The following is a 15,933-nucleotide window of genomic DNA, read 5'->3' as shown; positions in this document are numbered from 1 at the left end:
CACGCTCCCATTCGAACGCTTCGCCGGATCCAACGAACAGGAAGAGGTACTCGAAGTGAATTTTCACATCCTCGGTCCGCTGTCGGTCTCCGATCCCGAGCGTGCCAACTGTGCGCCGAGAGCACCGAAACAACGACAGTTGCTTGCGCTGTTTCTGGCTCACGCGAATCTTGTCGTCACCGTGGACCGGTGCATCGACGAACTCTGGGTGGATCGTCCGCCGGCAAGTGCCCAATCGACATTGCACACGTACGTCATGCAGATTCGAAAGCTACTGTGCACCAGCGGTTTGGCGGAGACCCCGGACGGTCGATCCAGACTCGTGACCACCGAACGCGGATACATCTTCCAGACATCCGCGGGCGAACTGGACCTGGTGTCGATGCGAGCGGCCGCCGAGCGTGCGTCCCTCGCCGAAGAACGTCACGACTTGCACACCGCAGCAAAGGAAGCCGCAACCGCGCTCGCGTACTGGCATGGCGAGTCGCTCGCCGACGTGAAATGCGGGCCCGAGCTCCGCGTGTTCCTCAGCGGCGTGGAGGAGGAGCAGACCGCACTGTCGGAACTCTACTTCGACGCGTCGATCGCCATCGGGGACAGCCGGAAGATCCTGAGTGCGCTTCGCCTGGCTACTCATCGGCACCCGCTCAACGAGACCTTCCACATACAACTCATGACGGCGCTGCGAGACCAAGGTAGACCAGTGCAGGCGCTGGAGGCGTACTCGTCCCTCCGCAGACTTCTCAACACCGAACTCGGACTGGATCCGACGATCAAAGCTCAACGGCTGCAACGAGACATCCTGGCATCGACACAGACACACATGGAGCACATCACACGTCCGAGCGCGGCCACGCGGCCGGTGCGTTCCGCCTGAGAACTCCTCGAACCGAACGGAGCACTACTGCCATGACAACCGCTACCCGAACTGTCGACGCAACGACGTACTCTCGCATTCTCGACTTCTACGCACGACACGTGCAGACGTTGGACGCCGGCGACGCGAAGCAGTGGGCTGCCGACTTCACCGAGGACGGAGTCTTCGGCCAGAACGTCAAACCGCACCCGAAGGTCGGCCGAGTCGACATCGAGGTGGGGATGCAGAAGGGAATGGATGCGCTTGCCGCGCGTGGCATCTCGCGACGACACTGGTTCGGAATGGTAACCGCCGATCCCGTCGACGCGCACACCGTCCGGACTCGCTACTACGCAACGGTATTCGAGACCACTCCCGACGGCGAGGCCCGCGTGTATCTGAACACTACTGCCGAGGACACACTCCACGTCACCGACACCAGCATCCTGGTCAGCCGGAGGTTGGTGACACATGACAACACCTGATTCGCCAAGACTGTTCGAGCCGCTTCGACTGGGAAGTATCGAGCTGCCCAACCGAATCGTCATGTCCCCCATGGGCCGCGGGCGTGCGACGCGCGACGGCACGGCCGAGCCGATCGTCGCCGAATACTACGGCCAGAGAGCATCTGCGGCCCTCATCATCGCAGAAGCGACCCACCCGAGTATCGCGGCAGTGAGCCACCCGCACAGCGTTCGTCTTCATTCCGCAGAGCACGCGGCCGCATGGACTGCCGTCACGAACAGCGTGCACGAACGCGGCGGGCGCATCTTCCTGCAGATCATGCATGCGGGCAGGATGACACATTCGACGCTGCACGGTTCGCATCCGCTTGCCCCATCAGCGGTGAAACCCGCAGGTCATGCTCGAACCTTCTTCGGGCCGCGAGAGTACGAGGTGCCTCGGCCCATGACACGGTCCGACATCGGATCCACGATCGACGACTTCGTCCGGTGCGCGCGTACCGCCGTCGACGCTGGGTTCGACGGCGTCGAGTTGCACGCAGCCAACGGTTATCTGCTGCATCAGTTCCTCGGTGACGTCACCAACACTCGGTCCGACCGATACGGTGGCAGCGCATCTCACCGTTCGCGATTCGTGCTCGAGACCACGGCAGCGGTGGCCGAGGCGATCGGAGGTGACAGGGTCGGGGTGCGACTGTCCCCAGGCTTCCCGCTCAACGACATGCACGAGAACGAGCCGGTAGAGGTCTATACCCATCTCGTCCAGGGACTGACCGACGTCGGCGTCGCCTATCTGCATTTCGTCGCCGGGAGTGATCCCGATACAGCGAAGCTACTCCGACGCGGGTGGCCGGGCCTCGCGATCATGAACGCCGGCACCGGCGGCAGCGACGTGGACGCCACTCTGAAGCGCACCGACACCGTGCTGAACGACGGATTCGACCTGGTCTCCTTCGGTCGGCACTTCATTGCGAACCCCGATCTGCCCGAACGATTGAGCCGTCGAACGCCCCTGAGTGTTCCCGATCCGACCACGTTCTACGAGGGCGGTCGCCGAGGGTACATCGACTATCCCATCGCTGCATCGAGTTCGACTGTCTGAAACCATATTCCGTATCCACACGAGGAGAATCTTCATGACCGTGTTCATCAACAAGCTGACGCTCACCGGTGAAGCCCAGGAACTCGAGAAGAGCTACGCGCACGTCGCCGAGCACATGGAGACCCAGCCAGGACTGATTCGGTACCTTCTGGTGAGGTCGACCAAGGACCCCGACGTCTACTATAACGTGGCCGAGTGGGAATCGGAGGAACTGTTCCGTGCATCGGTCAGCGACAGCATCTTTCGCGAACGTCTCGGCCACGTCACCAAGGTGATGACCGGTGAACCGCACCTGACCGAAGTGGTACTGCACGGCCAGGGTCTGTCGGCAGTACGGCCCGACTGACCCCGGCCGAGGTCGTCAGCCGAGAATTCCGCCGTCGACGGCGATCACGGCACCGTTGACGTAGGAGCTCGCCGAGGACGCCAGGAATGCGGCGACCTCGGCGACCTCCGCCGCCGTTCCCGGACGTCCGGTCGACAGCTTGGCCGAGTATTTCGCCCACAGTCCTGCATTCTCCTGCAAGGCTTTTCCCATACCGGCATCGATGAATCCCAGGGACAGGCAGTTCGCGGTGATCCCGTCCTTGCCTACCTCGGCCGCAACCACCTTGGTGAACGACTCGACCGCAGCCTTCGATGCGGAGTATGCCGAGGAGAACGGAAACACGGAATTGGCCAGCAACGACGACACCGTGATGATCCGTCCGGCATCGCTTTTCGCGAGCCAGGGAAGAGCCGAGTTGACGGTGTTGAACACACCGTCGACGTTCGTCCTGATCACGGCCGACCAACGATCGGGTTCGATATCCGCGACCAGACCGGGCACGGACAGTCCGGAGTTCGCGACGACGATGTCGATCCCACCGAACCTGCTACCGAGGCCGGTGACGACCTCGCCGACCTGCTTCGCATCGGTGACGTCCAGTGCGACGGCGTGGAATCTGCCGGAATCATGCTCGAGCGGGCCGCTGTCGAGTCTGCGCGACGCCGCCACCACGGTCGCGCCCCGCGCGAGAAGCTCCTGAGCTATCCCGAGGCCGATGCCCGTCGAACCACCTGTCACCAATGCTGTCTTACCGACCAAACTCATGAACATTCCCATCCTTGTTGGATTCCGATTCGATTCGAGTGATCACGCGTAACACGAGAGAGGACGACCTCCGTTGAACAGCACCATTTCTCGCATGATCGGCGCAGAGTCGAGGTGCGCTCCTCGTTCGGCCCCGTTCAGTTCGACGATGCCGCGATGAACGTTCGCGACGACACGCTCGGACTCGGCCAGATACCCGAACTGCCCGAGGCCGTGCAGCTCGACGACCGCGAGAGGGCTCAAAGTGCCGCGCACCGCCTCCTCGGCGAGGAACTGGATGTAGCGGAGATAGGCGACGTTCTCCTCCAGCACGTCCACTCCCCGCACAGGGCCGTGACCGCACACGACGAGACGTGGCTTCAGCGACTGCAGCCACGTCAGCGTTTCGATGGATCCCTCCACCGACCCGCCCAACACGAACGGCGCGGAACCGGAGAACGCGACGTCACCGACGTACAGGACCCCGCTACCACGATCGAACACCGCGAGGTCGTCGGATGTGTGCGAAACCCCGAGTGCGAGAACGTCGACGCGCCTGCCACCGACGTCGAACTCGGTATCGGTCGCGATGGTCGTGTCAGGGATCGTCGCCTCGACGTCACCCCAATCGACGCCGGGCCACACCGACGTCATCGCCAAGCCTTTTCGACGGAGCTCGCTCGCACCGTTGACGTGGGACACGATCGTCGACGTGTCGGCGAACAGATGATTGCCGAACGTGTGATCGCCGTGATGGTGCGTGCTGATCACGGATCGGGCGTGGTTTCCCGTACGTTCGTCGACGGCTGCACGCCATGCCCGTGCACGCGCCTCCGTCGCCGCGGTGTCGATGATCAGCGCCTGCTCGTCCCCGACCACGAGGCCGGCGTTGCTCACACACCAGCCTCCTGGTTGCTGGACGAACGCATACGCGTCCTTCGCCACCAACTCCTCGGTCACACCGGGCACGTTCATCGGGGCATCCTCTCCGGCACCCGTTCGTGTCCGGGCAGCCGACGCAGTTATCCCCCGACCCGCTCGACTACCGATGGAAAGACGACACAGAGCCATGAAATTTCGAGTGCTCGGCAATTTTCAGATCGGCCGTGACGAGCTCGGCTACACGATCGCGGCCCCCAAACAACGACAGCTTCTCGCCCTGTTGCTGCTCAACGCCAATGCTCCGGTCTCTCCCCGGACGTGCTTCCGCGAACTGTGGTCCGAGTACCCGCCGTCGAGCGCGGCGACCACGCTGCAGACGTACATCATGAATCTTCGTCGGGCGCTTGCCGATTCGTCCGGTCGGGCCAGACTCGTACTCGACCAGGCAGGGTACCGACTCGTGGTCGATCCCGGCGAGCTCGACCTCGATGTCTTCGATGCGACGGTCGAGCAGGCAGACGCAAGCGGCGACGACGGTCGGACTCTCCAGAAGCTTTCCGCTGCACTGGATCTGTGGCCTGGATCCATGCTGTCCGACATCACTCGAGGTCCCGTGCTCAGTGCACTCGTGGCTCGGCACGAGCGACGACGTATCGACGTCGTGTACCGGAGGTTCGATCTGATGCTCGAACTGGACAGGGCACGGCCTGCTCTGCCGGAGCTGAAACGAGCCGTCGAGCAGTACCCCGCAGACGAGCGACTCCGACGACAGTTGATGCTTGCGCTGGCGTCGACCGGGAGGCGCGCGGAGTCGATTCTTCAGTTCCGCGCACTGTCGCACTACCTGCACATCGAAATGCGCACCGAACCGAGCTCGGCGACAAAGGATTTGGAACTCTCCTTGCGTCGCGCGTGAACATGAAAGGCGATCAAATATGCCGGTACCGATTCAGCGGACCGAAGAGCTCACCGTCCGCGCGCTGGAAAGCTTTCTCCGAGACCGCGGCGCGCAGGACGTCGTCATCGAGAACCTCACCATCCCCGCCAACGGGTTCTCGAGCGAGATCATCCTGCTCGACGGGACATGGACGATCGACGGGACGGTCCATGATCGGCCGTCGGTGCTGCGTGTGTCGCCGCAAGGACATCGGCTCTTCCCCACCGACTCGTTCGACTCCGAAGTGAGCACGCAGAGGATCCTCGCCGGTGCTTCGGTGCCGCTGCCGCGCCTGTTGTTCTCCGAGTCCGACACACGGTACTTCGGTGCACCGTTCACGATCATGGAACACCTCGACGGTTCGGTCCCGCGGGATCTGCCGTCGTACCACCGGCAGGGATGGCTTCGCGACCTGCCCGAGGCCGGGCAGCGTCAGGTGTGGTTCGACGCCATTGCCTCGCTTGCCGACCTACATGTGGCTGCTGTCCCACCGCCCGTGGCATCGGGTGGGGGGATCAACGTCGGGTCCGTTCCTGCACAGATTTCGTACCTGCGTGAGCACGGGCACTTCTTCGGCATCGACTTCGCGGTACACCGAATCTACGACGGCGCTCTGGCTTGGCTGGAGGAGAACGTTCCCGATCTCCCAGCACCCGACACCCTCGTCTGGGGTGATGCGCGCCTGGGCAACATCGTCTTCCGCGACGAACGTGTGGTGGGCCTGCTCGATTGGGAGATGGCCGGATACGGATACGCCGAGAGCGACGTCGCCTGGTTCCTGCACATGGACAGACATCTGTCCGAAGGGATCGGAGCCGAGCGTCTGGCCGGCCTAGCGACTGCAGAGGAGTCCGTCGAGAAGTACGAAGCACGGACGGGGAAGCCGCTGCGGCACCTCCCCTACTTCCAGGTGCTGGCCGCCGTCGCATTCGGTGTCGTCACCAAACGCGTCGTCCATCTGCTCGGCCTGTCCGGCATCGTGCCACCGGGCGGCGAATTTCCACTGCACCGCAATGCAACCCGCCTGCTCGAAACAGTTCTGGACGAAGCAGGTGCTCTCTAGCGCCGATACACCCGAAATCGACCGGCCGAACCTACCTTTCTGGAACGAGAATCTGCCCGCCCACTCGACGACCACTGGGAGAGACCGTTGAAATTCGGAATCAATCTGTTTCCTACCGTCAATCCGGAGGAACTCGCGGCGGACGACTACTTCGCCGGCGCACTCGACCTGGCGGTACTCGCCGACCAACTCGGATTCCACCATGTGAAGACCGTCGAGCATTATTTCTACGACTACGGCGGCTACAGCCCCGACCCCGTCACGTTCCTCGCCGCGGTCGCCGCACGGACGAGCAACGTTCGGGTGGTCACCGGGGCTGTACTTCCGGCGTTCACTCATCCCCTCAAGCTCGCAGGCAAGTTGGCGATGCTGGACAACATCTCTCGCGGCCGCCTCGACATCGGTTTCGGTCGAGCGTTTCTTCCCGGCGAGTTCGCCGCATTCGAGATACCGATGGACGAGAGCCAAGCCAGGTTCGACGAAGGCGTCGCCGCGACCGTCGCGCTCCTGGGTGAAGAACATGTGAAGTGGGCGGGCGACTTTCACAACTTCGGTCCGGTGACCATGCTGCCCAGACCGGTTCAGACGCCCCACCCCCGAGTTCTGGTCGCCACCGCCAAGACTCGGGCCTCTGCCGAGAACGCGGCACGACGCGGGTTCGGGGTGATGCTGGTCCCGTCGATCAACTCACGATCCGACGTCACCGCCACCCTCGACCTGTACCGGCAGACTGCGGCCGCCGCCGGTCACACGGTGACCCAGGAGGACGTCCACATGAGCTACAACGCGTACATCGCCGAGGACCCGATCGAAGCATTCACGCGCGGAGAAGCGTATTCACGTCGAGCGGGTCGCGCGTTGAAAGAGGCAACAGCGGACTGGGCGACCACCTCGAGCTCGAACTACGTCGGGTACGAGAAGCTTGCCCGCCGCGCCGAGGAACGCGACTTCCAACAACAGATCTCGGACAACAAGGCCCTCGTCGGAACACCGAGTCAGGTACTCCACCAGCTAGAGGAGATCCGCGACTGGTACGGCGACATCACCGTCAGCCTGCAAGCCATCTCCGGTGCCGTTCCGTTCGAGGAGGCCCGCAGAACCGTCGCTTTGTTCGCCGAGCACGTTCTGCCGCACTTCCGTTAGCTTCGCCGATTGTTTCGCCCCAGACACGATCCGATCACTTCGATCCCACCGGCCGCGCTCGCGGGTCACACTGGACCCGAGGACTCGCGGCGACGATCGGAGACCGATGAAGGCTTTCACCAGAGCCGCGTCGGTGATCGTTGCGGCCGTGATCGCGGTCCTGGTCGGATTCGGCGTCGGCTCGGTCGGGCACGCGAGCCCACCCGTCGACCCGGTCAGCGCTCTGCAGGCGGCCGGCGTGCCCACGGAAGTTGCCGTCTTGGCCGCGCACCCGACGGTCGTCGCCGGTGGGGTCGACGCAGTCATCGACCGCTCCGCGCCGAGCGTGACCGACGTTCCGACGGCTGTGCAGGTCGGGTGGGTCAACCTTCGGACTGGCGACTCCGGGGTCTCCGACGGGGCCGAGCAGCTGGTCACGGGCGCGGGGCCGGTGGTCGTCGTCGTGTACGGAGGCAGGAGTCCCACCGCCGTTCTGGTGCAGGTGTAGACAGTAACCAAGCTAAGGCTAACCTGGACATTTCGCCCGAAGAAATGAACAGGATCTCGATGACGCTCCGAACAACCCTCCGCACGGCCGCAATTCTCACCGCGGTATCCCTGACGCTGGCAGGCTGCGGGTCCTCCGACACCACGAACGACGCTCCAGCAGAAGCAATTTCGACGGGCTCCTTCCCGGTCACCGTGCAGCACATGTACGGCGAAACCACCATCGACGCCCTACCGGAGCGCGTCGCAACCTGGGGCTTCGGCACGACCGATGCGGTGCTCGCGCTGGGCGTCGTCCCGGTCGCCATCCCGTCTGCCGAGTACGGCGGAGGCGACGACCTCATGTACCCCTGGGTGTCCGACGCCATCGCCGAGCTGGGCGGCGACCAGCCCACACTCCTTGACAACGCGACGTACGAACTGTCCGTCGAGCAGCTCCTCGCGACCGACCCCGACGTGCTACTCGCTCCCCACTCCGGCCTCACCGAAGCCGAGTACGACGCGGTGACAGCGGCCGGCATCCCCGTCGTCGCACCGCCCGAAGAACTGTGGTCGACGCCGTGGCGCGACGTCATCACGACGACCGGCGACGTTCTCGGTCTCAGCGACCAAGCACGTGACGTCGTCGCCGACCTGGACCAGCAGGTCACGGACGCCGGAGCTCAGCACCCCGAATTCGACGGCCGCACAATCGCTTACGTGTCCGAGGCCGAATCCGTCTACTACCTCCTCCTGCCCTCCGACCCGCGCGTCGAGCTGCTCGAGAACCTCGGTTTCACATCCGCGCCGTCGGTGACCACGCTCACGACCGGCAGCTCACCGTTCTCCACCACCGTCTCCCCCGAGAACATCTCCAAGATCGACGCCGACGTCGTGTTCACCCAGGTCGACACCGACGCCGCCCTGCAGGAGTTCCTGAGCTCCGAGACGTCCCGCCAGATCCCCGCGGTCGCCGAGGGCGCCGTGGCGGGATTCGTCGGCCAGGAAGCGGGCGCAGCCATCGGCCCGACAGCACTGTCGATCCCGTTCTTCCTCCCGACGCTGGTCGACGGGCTCGCCGAGGCCACCGCAGTCGCGTCGAACTGACCCTACTTACTTGACAGACTAAAGAGTAAGATGACGCCATGTCAGTCTTGCAAGCCAACCGGTACGTCCACGTCGTAGCACCCAAGCAGGCCGAGACGGTCGACGAGCCGCGCATGCCCGAACCGTCGGAGAACGGTGTCGTCGTCGCCATCACCTACTGCGGAATCTGCGCGACGGACACCCACGGGTACTCGTCGGCAGCTCTGCCTCCTGCGGTGTTCGGGCACGAGTGGACCGGAACGGTGCTCGCCGTCGGGACGGGCGTGACGACTGTTGCCGTCGGGCAGCGGGTTGTTGCCGGTGTCGGGCCTGCGTGTGGTCGATGCCCGCAGTGCACGGCCGGTCACGCCGCGCACTGCGACCTCGCGTTCGCCGAGGCCAACGGCATCACCGACGACGCGCCCGTCCACGGCGGCTTCGGCACGGTCCTGTCGGTCTCGGCGCGACGCGTCGTACCCGTGCCCGACGCGTTGTCCGACGAGGAAGCCGCCCTCGTCGAGCCGGCCACCGTCACGTTCCACGCCGTGAAACGCACTGCGATGACGCTCGGGTCGACGGTCGTCGTGCAGGGCGCCGGACCGATCGGACTTCTCACCGCACAGCACGCCCGCAACAGCGGCGCGGGACGCATCATCATCTCCGAGCCGTCGCCGCACCGTCGTGAGGCAGCGGTCAAGCTCGGGTTCCGTGACGTCGTCGAGCCGGCGGACCTCGCGGAGGTGTTGCGCGCGGCCACCAATGGGTTGGGTGCCGACGTGTTGTTCGAATGCACCGGCGTCGCACAGCTTTTCCAGCCGTCGGCCGAGCTCGTCCGGCGTGGAGGGGTGTTGTCTTTGCTGGGCTACCCGGGCACGGATTCGCAGGTCAGCTACGGCGATTGGCAGAGCCGCGAGCTCACCGTCATCGGATCGCTGGCCTACTCGCACGAGGACTTCGTCGGATCGATGACGGCCATCGCCGAGGGCCGCATCGACGTCCTGTCACTGCATACGGGCACCATCGGTCTCGACGAGCTGACCGACATGTTCGACGAGCTGGACTCGGGCACCAGCGTGCACGCCAAGGTTCTGGTGGATCCGCGGAGGTAGCGGTCGCTCCGGCCGCGACGAGCCTAGAGGCGCCAGGATACTTTGACTACTGATTCGACAGCGGTCAATATAGACAGGTGTCGAATCAAGAATGCTGCCCGTCCACGCCGGTCGGCGAGCCGTTGTCCGCGGATCGGGCCGCTGAGCTGGCGGTGATGTTCAAGGCGCTCGGCGATCCGGTCCGGCTGCGGCTGCTGAGCCTCGTCGCGAGCCATGCGGGCGGGGAGGCGTGCGTGTGCGACATCTCCGGCTCGTTCGACGTCTCGCAGCCGACCATCTCGCACCACCTCAAAGTTCTGCGCGAGGCCGGGCTGCTCGAATCAGAACGCCGCGGCACGTGGGTCTACTACCGCGCCGTTCCGGTTGCGCTGCAGTATCTTTCGGCAGTACCGGCATGACCGAGCCGAAACTCTCGACGCTCGACCGTTTCCTGCCACTCTGGATCGGCATCGCGATGGCGCTCGGCTTGGGACTCGGCCGCGTCGTACCGGGTCTCGACGACGCACTCTCCACGGTCTCTATCGACGGCATCTCACTGCCGATCGCCATCGGCCTGCTGGTCATGATGTATCCGGTGCTGGCGAAAGTTCGGTACGACAGGCTCGGCGCCGTGACCGGCGACAGGCGTCTGCTCATCGGATCGCTGGTACTCAACTGGGTCCTCGGCCCTCTGCTGATGTTCACGCTGGCCTGGGTGTTTCTGCCGGATCTGCCGGAGTACCGCACCGGACTGATCATCGTCGGCCTGGCCCGATGCATCGCGATGGTCATCATCTGGAACGACCTCGCCTGCGGAGACCGCGAAGCCGCCGCAGTGCTGGTGGCCGTCAATTCGGTGTTCCAGGTGATCATGTTCGCGGTGCTCGGCTGGTTCTACTTGTCGGTGCTGCCCGGATGGTTAGGGCTCGACCAGACCGTGATCGAGGCGTCGCCCTGGCAGATCGCGAAGTCCGTACTCATCTTCCTGGGCATACCGCTGGTCGCAGGCTTCCTGTCGAGGGTCGTCGGAGAACGAGCGAAGGGGCGACACTGGTACGAAACGACACTTCTGCCGAGGATCGGGCCCTGGGCGCTCTACGGATTGTTGTTCACCATCGTGATTCTTTTTGCGCTACAGGGTGATCGGATCGTGTCGCAGCCTCTCGACGTCGTGCGCATCGCGATTCCGTTGCTGGTGTACTTCGCAGTGATGTGGGGCGGCGGTTACGCCCTCGGCGCAGCACTGGGCCTGGGCTACGCACGAACCACGACACTCGCATTCACCGCTGCGGGCAACAACTTCGAGCTTGCGATCGCAGTGGCAATCGCGACATACGGTGCGACGTCGGGGCAGGCCCTGGCCGGCGTCGTCGGCCCGCTGATCGAAGTGCCTGTGCTCGTCGGGCTGGTGTATGTGTCTCTCGCGCTTCGGAAGCGCTTCGAACTCGTGAAGGAGTTCTGATGGCCAGCGTGTTGTTCGTGTGCGTGAAGAACGGCGGTAAGTCGCAGATGGCGGCGGGTCTGATGCGGAAGATCGCAGGCCCGTCGGTCGAAGTGCACTCGGCGGGAACGAAACCCGGAAGTTCCGTGAACGCACTGTCGGCGCAGTCGTTGCTGGAGGTGGGCGTCGACCTCACGGGTGAACAGCCGAAACCCATTGATCCCGAACTACTTTCCCGAGTCGACTACGTCGTCACGCTCGGGCGCGAGGCGACGGTCGAGACAGTCGACGGACCAACCTATCTGAACTGGGACACCGACGAGCCATCGGAACGCGGGATCGACGGCATCGAGCGAATGCGGCTGGTGCGCGACGACATCTCCTCCCGCGTCACCGAACTCGCCCGACGCCTCCGCGACTGAACACTCTCAGCAGCAGGACTTTTCGCTGCCGCAGCATCGGTCGTCGAGCAGCTGCGGGCTCGACCCGAACGTGTCCGAGTCGGCCAGCACCGTATAGACCTCCCACTTCTCTCCCGCCGGCCCCGTCACCCACACCTTGTCCTGCGTGGCGAAGCAACAGGTTGTGCCGATTTCCTCGTCGGTGAACAGACCCTCGCCGCTGAGCCGGGCGATCTCGGCATGCACCTTCTCCGAGGACTCGACCTCGACGCCGAGATGGTTGACAGTGCCTCCCTTACCGGGGTTTTCGATCAACACCAGCTTCAGCGGAGGTTCGGCGATGGCGAAATTCGCGTAGCCCTGCTTCGACTTCGCAGGCTGGGTACCGAACAGTTTGGAGTAGAACGTGACTGCCACATCGAGATCGTCGACGTTCAATGCGAGCTGTGCGCGAGACATGAGATTCCTCCACCTCTGAGACTTATATCGAATTCGTGCCCGTCCCACACTGCCGCTAATTCGATATATGTCAAGAAGGTGTACGATCGGCTGCGTGCCGAAAACGTTGCCGCTGATCGATGCCACAGCCCCCATCTGCTGTGCGCCCGTCTCTGCAGCCCCGATGTCCGACGACGCCGCCCTCGAACTCGCCGTCCGACTGAAAGCCCTGGCAGATCCGGCGCGTATCAAACTGCTGTCGGTGCTGCTCACCGACAGTGCGGGTGAGATATGTACGTGCGATCTCGCGACGTCGGTCGGGCTGGCCGAGTCCACTGTCAGCCACCACCTCGGGCAGCTGAAGAAGGCGGGCATGGTCGTCGCCACTCGGCGCGGCATGAATGTGTACTACTCGGCGCGGGCGGAGTCGCTCGAAGCGTTGCGAGTGGTCCTGAACCCCAACTGCTGCGCCTGACCGGGTCGGGGACGATGCAAAGGCGATTGTGCGGGAGCGACGGAACGGGACGACGCTCGGTGCCGCGGTAGCGCTGATTTTCCTGTCGCTTGCTGCGCCTCGGCGCACAATCGAAGGCATGAGCAAACCACTGTCCGACGCCATTGCCGTTGTCGCCGGGGCCACGCGCGGTGCCGGCCGGGGGATTGCCGCCGCGCTGGGTGAAGCGGGTGCGACGGTGATCTGCACGGGGCGGTCGAGTCGCACCGGAACGTTGGTTTCGGACTACGACCGACCCGAAACCATCGAGGAGACAGCCGAACTGGTGACAGCCCTCGGCGGAACCGGCGTTGCGATCGCCGTCGACCATCTTGTCTCGCATCAGGTTGCCGCGTTGGCGGAGCGCATTCGAGTCGACTACGGACACATCGACATCCTGGTCAACGACATCTGGGGTGCCGAGATTCTCAAAGGACCTCCACCGCAATGGAATACCCCGGTGTGGGAGCACTCACTGGACGACGGCCTGCGTATCCTTCGGCTGGCGATCGATACGCACGTCATCACGTCGCATTATTTGTTGCCGCTGCTGATCTCCCGGCCGGGCGGGCTGCTGGTCGAGATGACGGACGGAACGAAGGATTACAACGATCGGAACTACCGCATTTCGGTGTATTACGACCTGGCGAAAGTCGCGGTCAGCCGGCTTGCCTACTCGCAGGGGCATGAGCTCGCGCCGCATGGATGCACGGCCGTCGCGGTGACGCCGGGGTGGCTGCGTTCGGAGATGATGCTCGACGCGTTCGGCGTCACCGAGGACACGTGGCGCGACGCGGTGGGCACGACGGCACCGGCGGACTTCGCGAAATCGGAGACGCCTCGTTTCGTGGGGCGCGGAATCGCCTCGCTTGCAGCCGATCCCGACAAGACACGGTGGAATCAGCAGTCGGTGACTGTCGGCATGTTGGCCAGGGTGTACGGGTTCACCGATGTGGACGGTTCCCAGCCGGATGTGTGGCGGTAACTGACAGAAGAGCTGCAGTCGTTCACACTGGGTGCGTGAGGAAATTGTCGACTGCAGCGGTTTTGACCGTGCTCGGAGCCGCAGGACTGTTCAACGGAGTGTCCTTGGTGTCCGATTCTTCGGGTCGCTCCCTTGGTCTACGCGTCGACATGCTCCCTGCTTGGCATACGTGGGACTACCGCTATTCGGGCCTGTTCGTGCTGGTGGTGCTCGGTATGGCGCCGTTGATCTGTGCGGCGGCGCTGCTCGTGGACATCACTGGGGCGTCGACGGCAGCCGGCGTGATCGGGTTGATTGCGATCGGCTGGGTACTGTGGCAGATTTTCGTGCTCGACCTGTGGGTTCCGCGGGCGTTCATCGCGTTGACCGTCGTGGGCGTGGCTCTTGTTCTGCTGTCCGGCATTTCGTTGCTCTACAAGGGTTCTCGGAATCAGGATACGGCGCGATAAGACGTCTGCGAGCCTGTTCCTGGCCCGAATCCGCGCTTATGCAGAGTTTTCTGTCCGATTCGCCCGCATAAGTACGGGTTTCGATCTCGTCCAGTTGCGCTCTTCGAGCGTAACTGAGTTCCCTCGGACTCCCGGATGCACATGCGAAACCGTAAGTAGTTGCAGTGCTGTCATTTTGGCCTTGACAGGCGTCGCATTGCCGGTAGTATCGAAAGTACGTTCGAATCGAGTCGGGGGGCTTGAATCCATGGCGTTCCACCAACGCAGCGCATTCGCCAAGTACGCAGGTCCGCAGAAGAAACCGGTCATCGACACCACGCTGCTGGCCGAGCTGTCCGAGAACGCGGTCCGTGAGAACCAGGCATGCGCCCGCAAAGTCGCCCTCGCAGCCCAGATCTGGGACTCCTGCATCCACCAAACCATCCAAATCGGGGACCTGATCACCGACGCCGGCAACTACGCCGCCTCCGAAACCGCGAAAGCCCTCGGCTGCTCCAAAACCGTCGCCGACACGTTCGCCGAGATCGGCATGGACCTACGCCTGCGACTACCCGCCATCAAATCAGCATTCGACGCCGGGGAACTCGACCTCGCCCGCGTCCGCGCCATCTACCGAGTCACCAATTCGATAACTCCGGGTGCCACTGGACGTATCGAAGCCGAAGTGCTCGCCGCTGCCCGTCGCCTGTCCCCGGGACCGCTCGCCACCGAAATCGCCGCCATCATCCAACGCACCGCACCCGACGAAGCCGCCGACGCCCGCGAAGACCTCAAGAAACTCACCGGAGTCCGCTACCGCGACAAAGACCTCATCGCCACCATCGAAGCGAACCTCGAAGCCGCCGACGCCGCCGCATGCTGGCAGTCCATCACCGAAATGGCCGCCACCCTCTGCCCACGCGACCCCCGCACCCGCAGTCAACGCCTCGCCGCCGCCTATACCGCGTGCATGCAGCGCGAACAATATCTGGCGTGCACCTGCGACGTCGAAGACCACCCGTGCACCGCGAAACGTGAACTACCCGACCGTCGGGTGCCGCTCACCTCGATCACCATCGACCTCGCCACCCTCGCCGGCCTGAGCGATCTCCCCGCCTATCTGGCCGGGCACGGCCTGATCGACGCCCAGTACGCCCGCGAACTCGCCGCCAACAGTGACTGGCAGATCGTCATCACCGAAGCCCGCAACATCGCCGACGAACTCGGCATCACCCCAGACCACGACACCCCAGCCGACGACGCCGAGCGCAAGACAGAAAACAACGGCGCAGGAAGTAAGGCCGAGGGCGCGGATCGCGAGGGCGACGGTCCCGTCACCACGCGACACCCGAGCGCCGGGAACCATATGACCTTCCACCCGCTCGGACGCGGCCGACGTCGCCAGGGACTCGGAGTCCCGAAAATACCTGCACCCAAAACGCTTTCGACACAGGCGAGCAGTGAAGGTCAGGGCGGGGGTGAAGGTGAGGGTAGGGGTGGGACCTACCGCGGCTCCTACAGTCTCATCGCCGCACTGGAGAACGCCATCGCCGCCAACCCCGCAGTCGCCGCAGCCCTGTACCCCAACG

General features: G+C 64.0%; 20 protein-coding genes. 17 read left to right on the top strand and 3 right to left on the bottom strand.

What is annotated here, in order from left to right; genetic code table 11:
• Positions 1–55 precede the first annotated feature (55 nt).
• The 4 genes from CHB96_RS23300 to CHB96_RS23285 are packed head-to-tail and all read left to right on the top strand — an operon-like array spanning position 56 to position 2,768.
• Entirely contained in the window at positions 56–877 is an 822-nt protein-coding gene (locus tag CHB96_RS23300; protein WP_089250784.1) for an AfsR/SARP family transcriptional regulator, read from the top strand.
• Between the two features lie 32 nt (positions 878–909).
• Complete coding sequence (locus CHB96_RS23295; RefSeq protein ID WP_089250782.1) at positions 910–1,341, top strand: nuclear transport factor 2 family protein; 432 nt, start codon at positions 910–912, stop codon at positions 1,339–1,341.
• Positions 1,328–2,422, top strand: coding sequence for an alkene reductase (locus tag CHB96_RS23290; protein WP_089250780.1), 1,095 nt, complete (start codon positions 1,328–1,330; stop codon positions 2,420–2,422). Before CHB96_RS23295 ends, CHB96_RS23290 begins: the two co-directional genes overlap by 14 nt.
• A gap of 34 nt (positions 2,423–2,456) precedes the next feature.
• On the top strand, positions 2,457–2,768 hold the full coding sequence (locus CHB96_RS23285; RefSeq protein ID WP_089250778.1) for an antibiotic biosynthesis monooxygenase family protein: 312 nt from the start codon (positions 2,457–2,459) through the stop codon (positions 2,766–2,768).
• A gap of 15 nt (positions 2,769–2,783) precedes the next feature.
• Here CHB96_RS23285 and CHB96_RS23280 read toward each other — a convergent pair whose 3' ends face one another.
• On the bottom strand, positions 2,784–3,515 hold the full coding sequence (locus tag CHB96_RS23280) for an SDR family NAD(P)-dependent oxidoreductase (protein WP_176444462.1): 732 nt from the start codon (positions 3,513–3,515) through the stop codon (positions 2,784–2,786).
• Positions 3,516–3,557: 42 nt separating this feature from the next.
• Positions 3,558–4,469: an MBL fold metallo-hydrolase gene (locus tag CHB96_RS23275; RefSeq protein WP_176444461.1), complete on the bottom strand. Its 912-nt coding sequence runs from the start codon at positions 4,467–4,469 to the stop codon at positions 3,558–3,560.
• Positions 4,470–4,563: 94 nt separating this feature from the next.
• Here CHB96_RS23275 and CHB96_RS29470 point away from each other — a divergent pair, with 94 nt between their 5' ends.
• From CHB96_RS29470 to CHB96_RS23230, 9 genes are all read left to right on the top strand, one after another.
• Positions 4,564–5,292, top strand: coding sequence for an AfsR/SARP family transcriptional regulator (locus CHB96_RS29470; protein WP_176444460.1), 729 nt, complete (start codon positions 4,564–4,566; stop codon positions 5,290–5,292).
• Positions 5,293–5,311: 19 nt separating this feature from the next.
• Entirely contained in the window at positions 5,312–6,376 is a 1,065-nt protein-coding gene (locus tag CHB96_RS23265) for a phosphotransferase family protein (RefSeq protein WP_089250772.1), read from the top strand.
• An 87-nt stretch (positions 6,377–6,463) separates the two neighbouring features.
• Complete coding sequence (locus tag CHB96_RS23260; protein WP_089250770.1) at positions 6,464–7,519, top strand: LLM class flavin-dependent oxidoreductase; 1,056 nt, start codon at positions 6,464–6,466, stop codon at positions 7,517–7,519.
• 106 nt (positions 7,520–7,625) lie between these two features.
• On the top strand, positions 7,626–8,006 hold the full coding sequence (locus tag CHB96_RS23255) for a polysaccharide deacetylase family protein (protein ID WP_089250768.1): 381 nt from the start codon (positions 7,626–7,628) through the stop codon (positions 8,004–8,006).
• A gap of 59 nt (positions 8,007–8,065) precedes the next feature.
• Positions 8,066–9,091, top strand: coding sequence for an ABC transporter substrate-binding protein (locus CHB96_RS23250; RefSeq protein ID WP_089250939.1), 1,026 nt, complete (start codon positions 8,066–8,068; stop codon positions 9,089–9,091).
• A 38-nt stretch (positions 9,092–9,129) separates the two neighbouring features.
• Complete coding sequence (locus CHB96_RS23245; RefSeq protein ID WP_089250766.1) at positions 9,130–10,179, top strand: zinc-dependent alcohol dehydrogenase; 1,050 nt, start codon at positions 9,130–9,132, stop codon at positions 10,177–10,179.
• A gap of 77 nt (positions 10,180–10,256) precedes the next feature.
• On the top strand, positions 10,257–10,577 hold the full coding sequence (locus CHB96_RS23240) for an ArsR/SmtB family transcription factor (protein ID WP_089250764.1): 321 nt from the start codon (positions 10,257–10,259) through the stop codon (positions 10,575–10,577).
• Positions 10,574–11,620, top strand: coding sequence for an ACR3 family arsenite efflux transporter (gene arsB / locus CHB96_RS23235; RefSeq protein ID WP_089250762.1), 1,047 nt, complete (start codon positions 10,574–10,576; stop codon positions 11,618–11,620). The genes CHB96_RS23240 and arsB overlap by 4 nt, the downstream gene beginning before the upstream one ends.
• The gene (locus CHB96_RS23230) at positions 11,620–12,021 is read left to right on the top strand and encodes an arsenate-mycothiol transferase ArsC (RefSeq protein WP_089250760.1); all 402 of its coding nucleotides are present in this window, start codon (positions 11,620–11,622) and stop codon (positions 12,019–12,021) included. Before arsB ends, CHB96_RS23230 begins: the two co-directional genes overlap by 1 nt.
• Before the next feature lie 6 nt (positions 12,022–12,027).
• Here the strand turns inward: CHB96_RS23230 and CHB96_RS23225 are convergent, their stop codons facing one another.
• Positions 12,028–12,459: an ArsI/CadI family heavy metal resistance metalloenzyme gene (locus CHB96_RS23225; RefSeq protein ID WP_089250758.1), complete on the bottom strand. Its 432-nt coding sequence runs from the start codon at positions 12,457–12,459 to the stop codon at positions 12,028–12,030.
• Positions 12,460–12,553: 94 nt separating this feature from the next.
• Between CHB96_RS23225 and CHB96_RS23220 the strand changes: the two genes are divergently transcribed.
• The 4 genes from CHB96_RS23220 to CHB96_RS23205 all read left to right on the top strand — a co-directional run.
• Positions 12,554–12,913: an Rv2640c family ArsR-like transcriptional regulator gene (locus tag CHB96_RS23220; protein ID WP_089250756.1), complete on the top strand. Its 360-nt coding sequence runs from the start codon at positions 12,554–12,556 to the stop codon at positions 12,911–12,913.
• Positions 12,914–13,031: 118 nt separating this feature from the next.
• On the top strand, positions 13,032–13,916 hold the full coding sequence (locus CHB96_RS23215; protein WP_089250754.1) for an SDR family oxidoreductase: 885 nt from the start codon (positions 13,032–13,034) through the stop codon (positions 13,914–13,916).
• A 35-nt stretch (positions 13,917–13,951) separates the two neighbouring features.
• Positions 13,952–14,365: a hypothetical protein gene (locus CHB96_RS23210; RefSeq protein WP_089250752.1), complete on the top strand. Its 414-nt coding sequence runs from the start codon at positions 13,952–13,954 to the stop codon at positions 14,363–14,365.
• Positions 14,366–14,612: 247 nt separating this feature from the next.
• Positions 14,613–15,933: DUF222 domain-containing protein (locus CHB96_RS23205; protein WP_141136541.1), on the top strand; the 1,321-nt coding region annotated here is incomplete at its 3' end.

This window comes from Rhodococcoides kyotonense (assembly GCF_900188125.1).
Taxonomy (GTDB): Bacteria; Actinomycetota; Actinomycetes; order Mycobacteriales; family Mycobacteriaceae; genus Rhodococcoides; species Rhodococcoides kyotonense.
Note: the sequence above shows the minus strand (reverse complement) of the source record. Positions and strands in the feature narration are given on the sequence as shown.

What these genes read in the sequence shown, in the direction of transcription:
- CHB96_RS23295 (WP_089250782.1), top strand. Translation starts at nt 910, where the DNA reads ATGACAACCGCTACCCGAACTGTCGACGCAACGACGTACTCTCGCATT.
- CHB96_RS23290 (WP_089250780.1), top strand. Translation starts at nt 1,328, where the DNA reads ATGACAACACCTGATTCGCCAAGACTGTTCGAGCCGCTTCGACTGGGA.
- CHB96_RS23285 (WP_089250778.1), top strand. Translation starts at nt 2,457, where the DNA reads ATGACCGTGTTCATCAACAAGCTGACGCTCACCGGTGAAGCCCAGGAA.
- CHB96_RS23280 (WP_176444462.1), bottom strand. Translation starts at nt 3,515, where the DNA reads ATGAGTTTGGTCGGTAAGACAGCATTGGTGACAGGTGGTTCGACGGGC.
- CHB96_RS23275 (WP_176444461.1), bottom strand. Translation starts at nt 4,469, where the DNA reads ATGAACGTGCCCGGTGTGACCGAGGAGTTGGTGGCGAAGGACGCGTAT.
- CHB96_RS29470 (WP_176444460.1), top strand. Translation starts at nt 4,564, where the DNA reads ATGAAATTTCGAGTGCTCGGCAATTTTCAGATCGGCCGTGACGAGCTC.
- CHB96_RS23265 (WP_089250772.1), top strand. Translation starts at nt 5,312, where the DNA reads ATGCCGGTACCGATTCAGCGGACCGAAGAGCTCACCGTCCGCGCGCTG.
- CHB96_RS23255 (WP_089250768.1), top strand. Translation starts at nt 7,626, where the DNA reads ATGAAGGCTTTCACCAGAGCCGCGTCGGTGATCGTTGCGGCCGTGATC.
- CHB96_RS23250 (WP_089250939.1), top strand. Translation starts at nt 8,066, where the DNA reads ATGACGCTCCGAACAACCCTCCGCACGGCCGCAATTCTCACCGCGGTA.
- CHB96_RS23245 (WP_089250766.1), top strand. Translation starts at nt 9,130, where the DNA reads ATGTCAGTCTTGCAAGCCAACCGGTACGTCCACGTCGTAGCACCCAAG.
- arsB (WP_089250762.1), top strand. Translation starts at nt 10,574, where the DNA reads ATGACCGAGCCGAAACTCTCGACGCTCGACCGTTTCCTGCCACTCTGG.
- CHB96_RS23230 (WP_089250760.1), top strand. Translation starts at nt 11,620, where the DNA reads ATGGCCAGCGTGTTGTTCGTGTGCGTGAAGAACGGCGGTAAGTCGCAG.
- CHB96_RS23225 (WP_089250758.1), bottom strand. Translation starts at nt 12,459, where the DNA reads ATGTCTCGCGCACAGCTCGCATTGAACGTCGACGATCTCGATGTGGCA.
- CHB96_RS23215 (WP_089250754.1), top strand. Translation starts at nt 13,032, where the DNA reads ATGAGCAAACCACTGTCCGACGCCATTGCCGTTGTCGCCGGGGCCACG.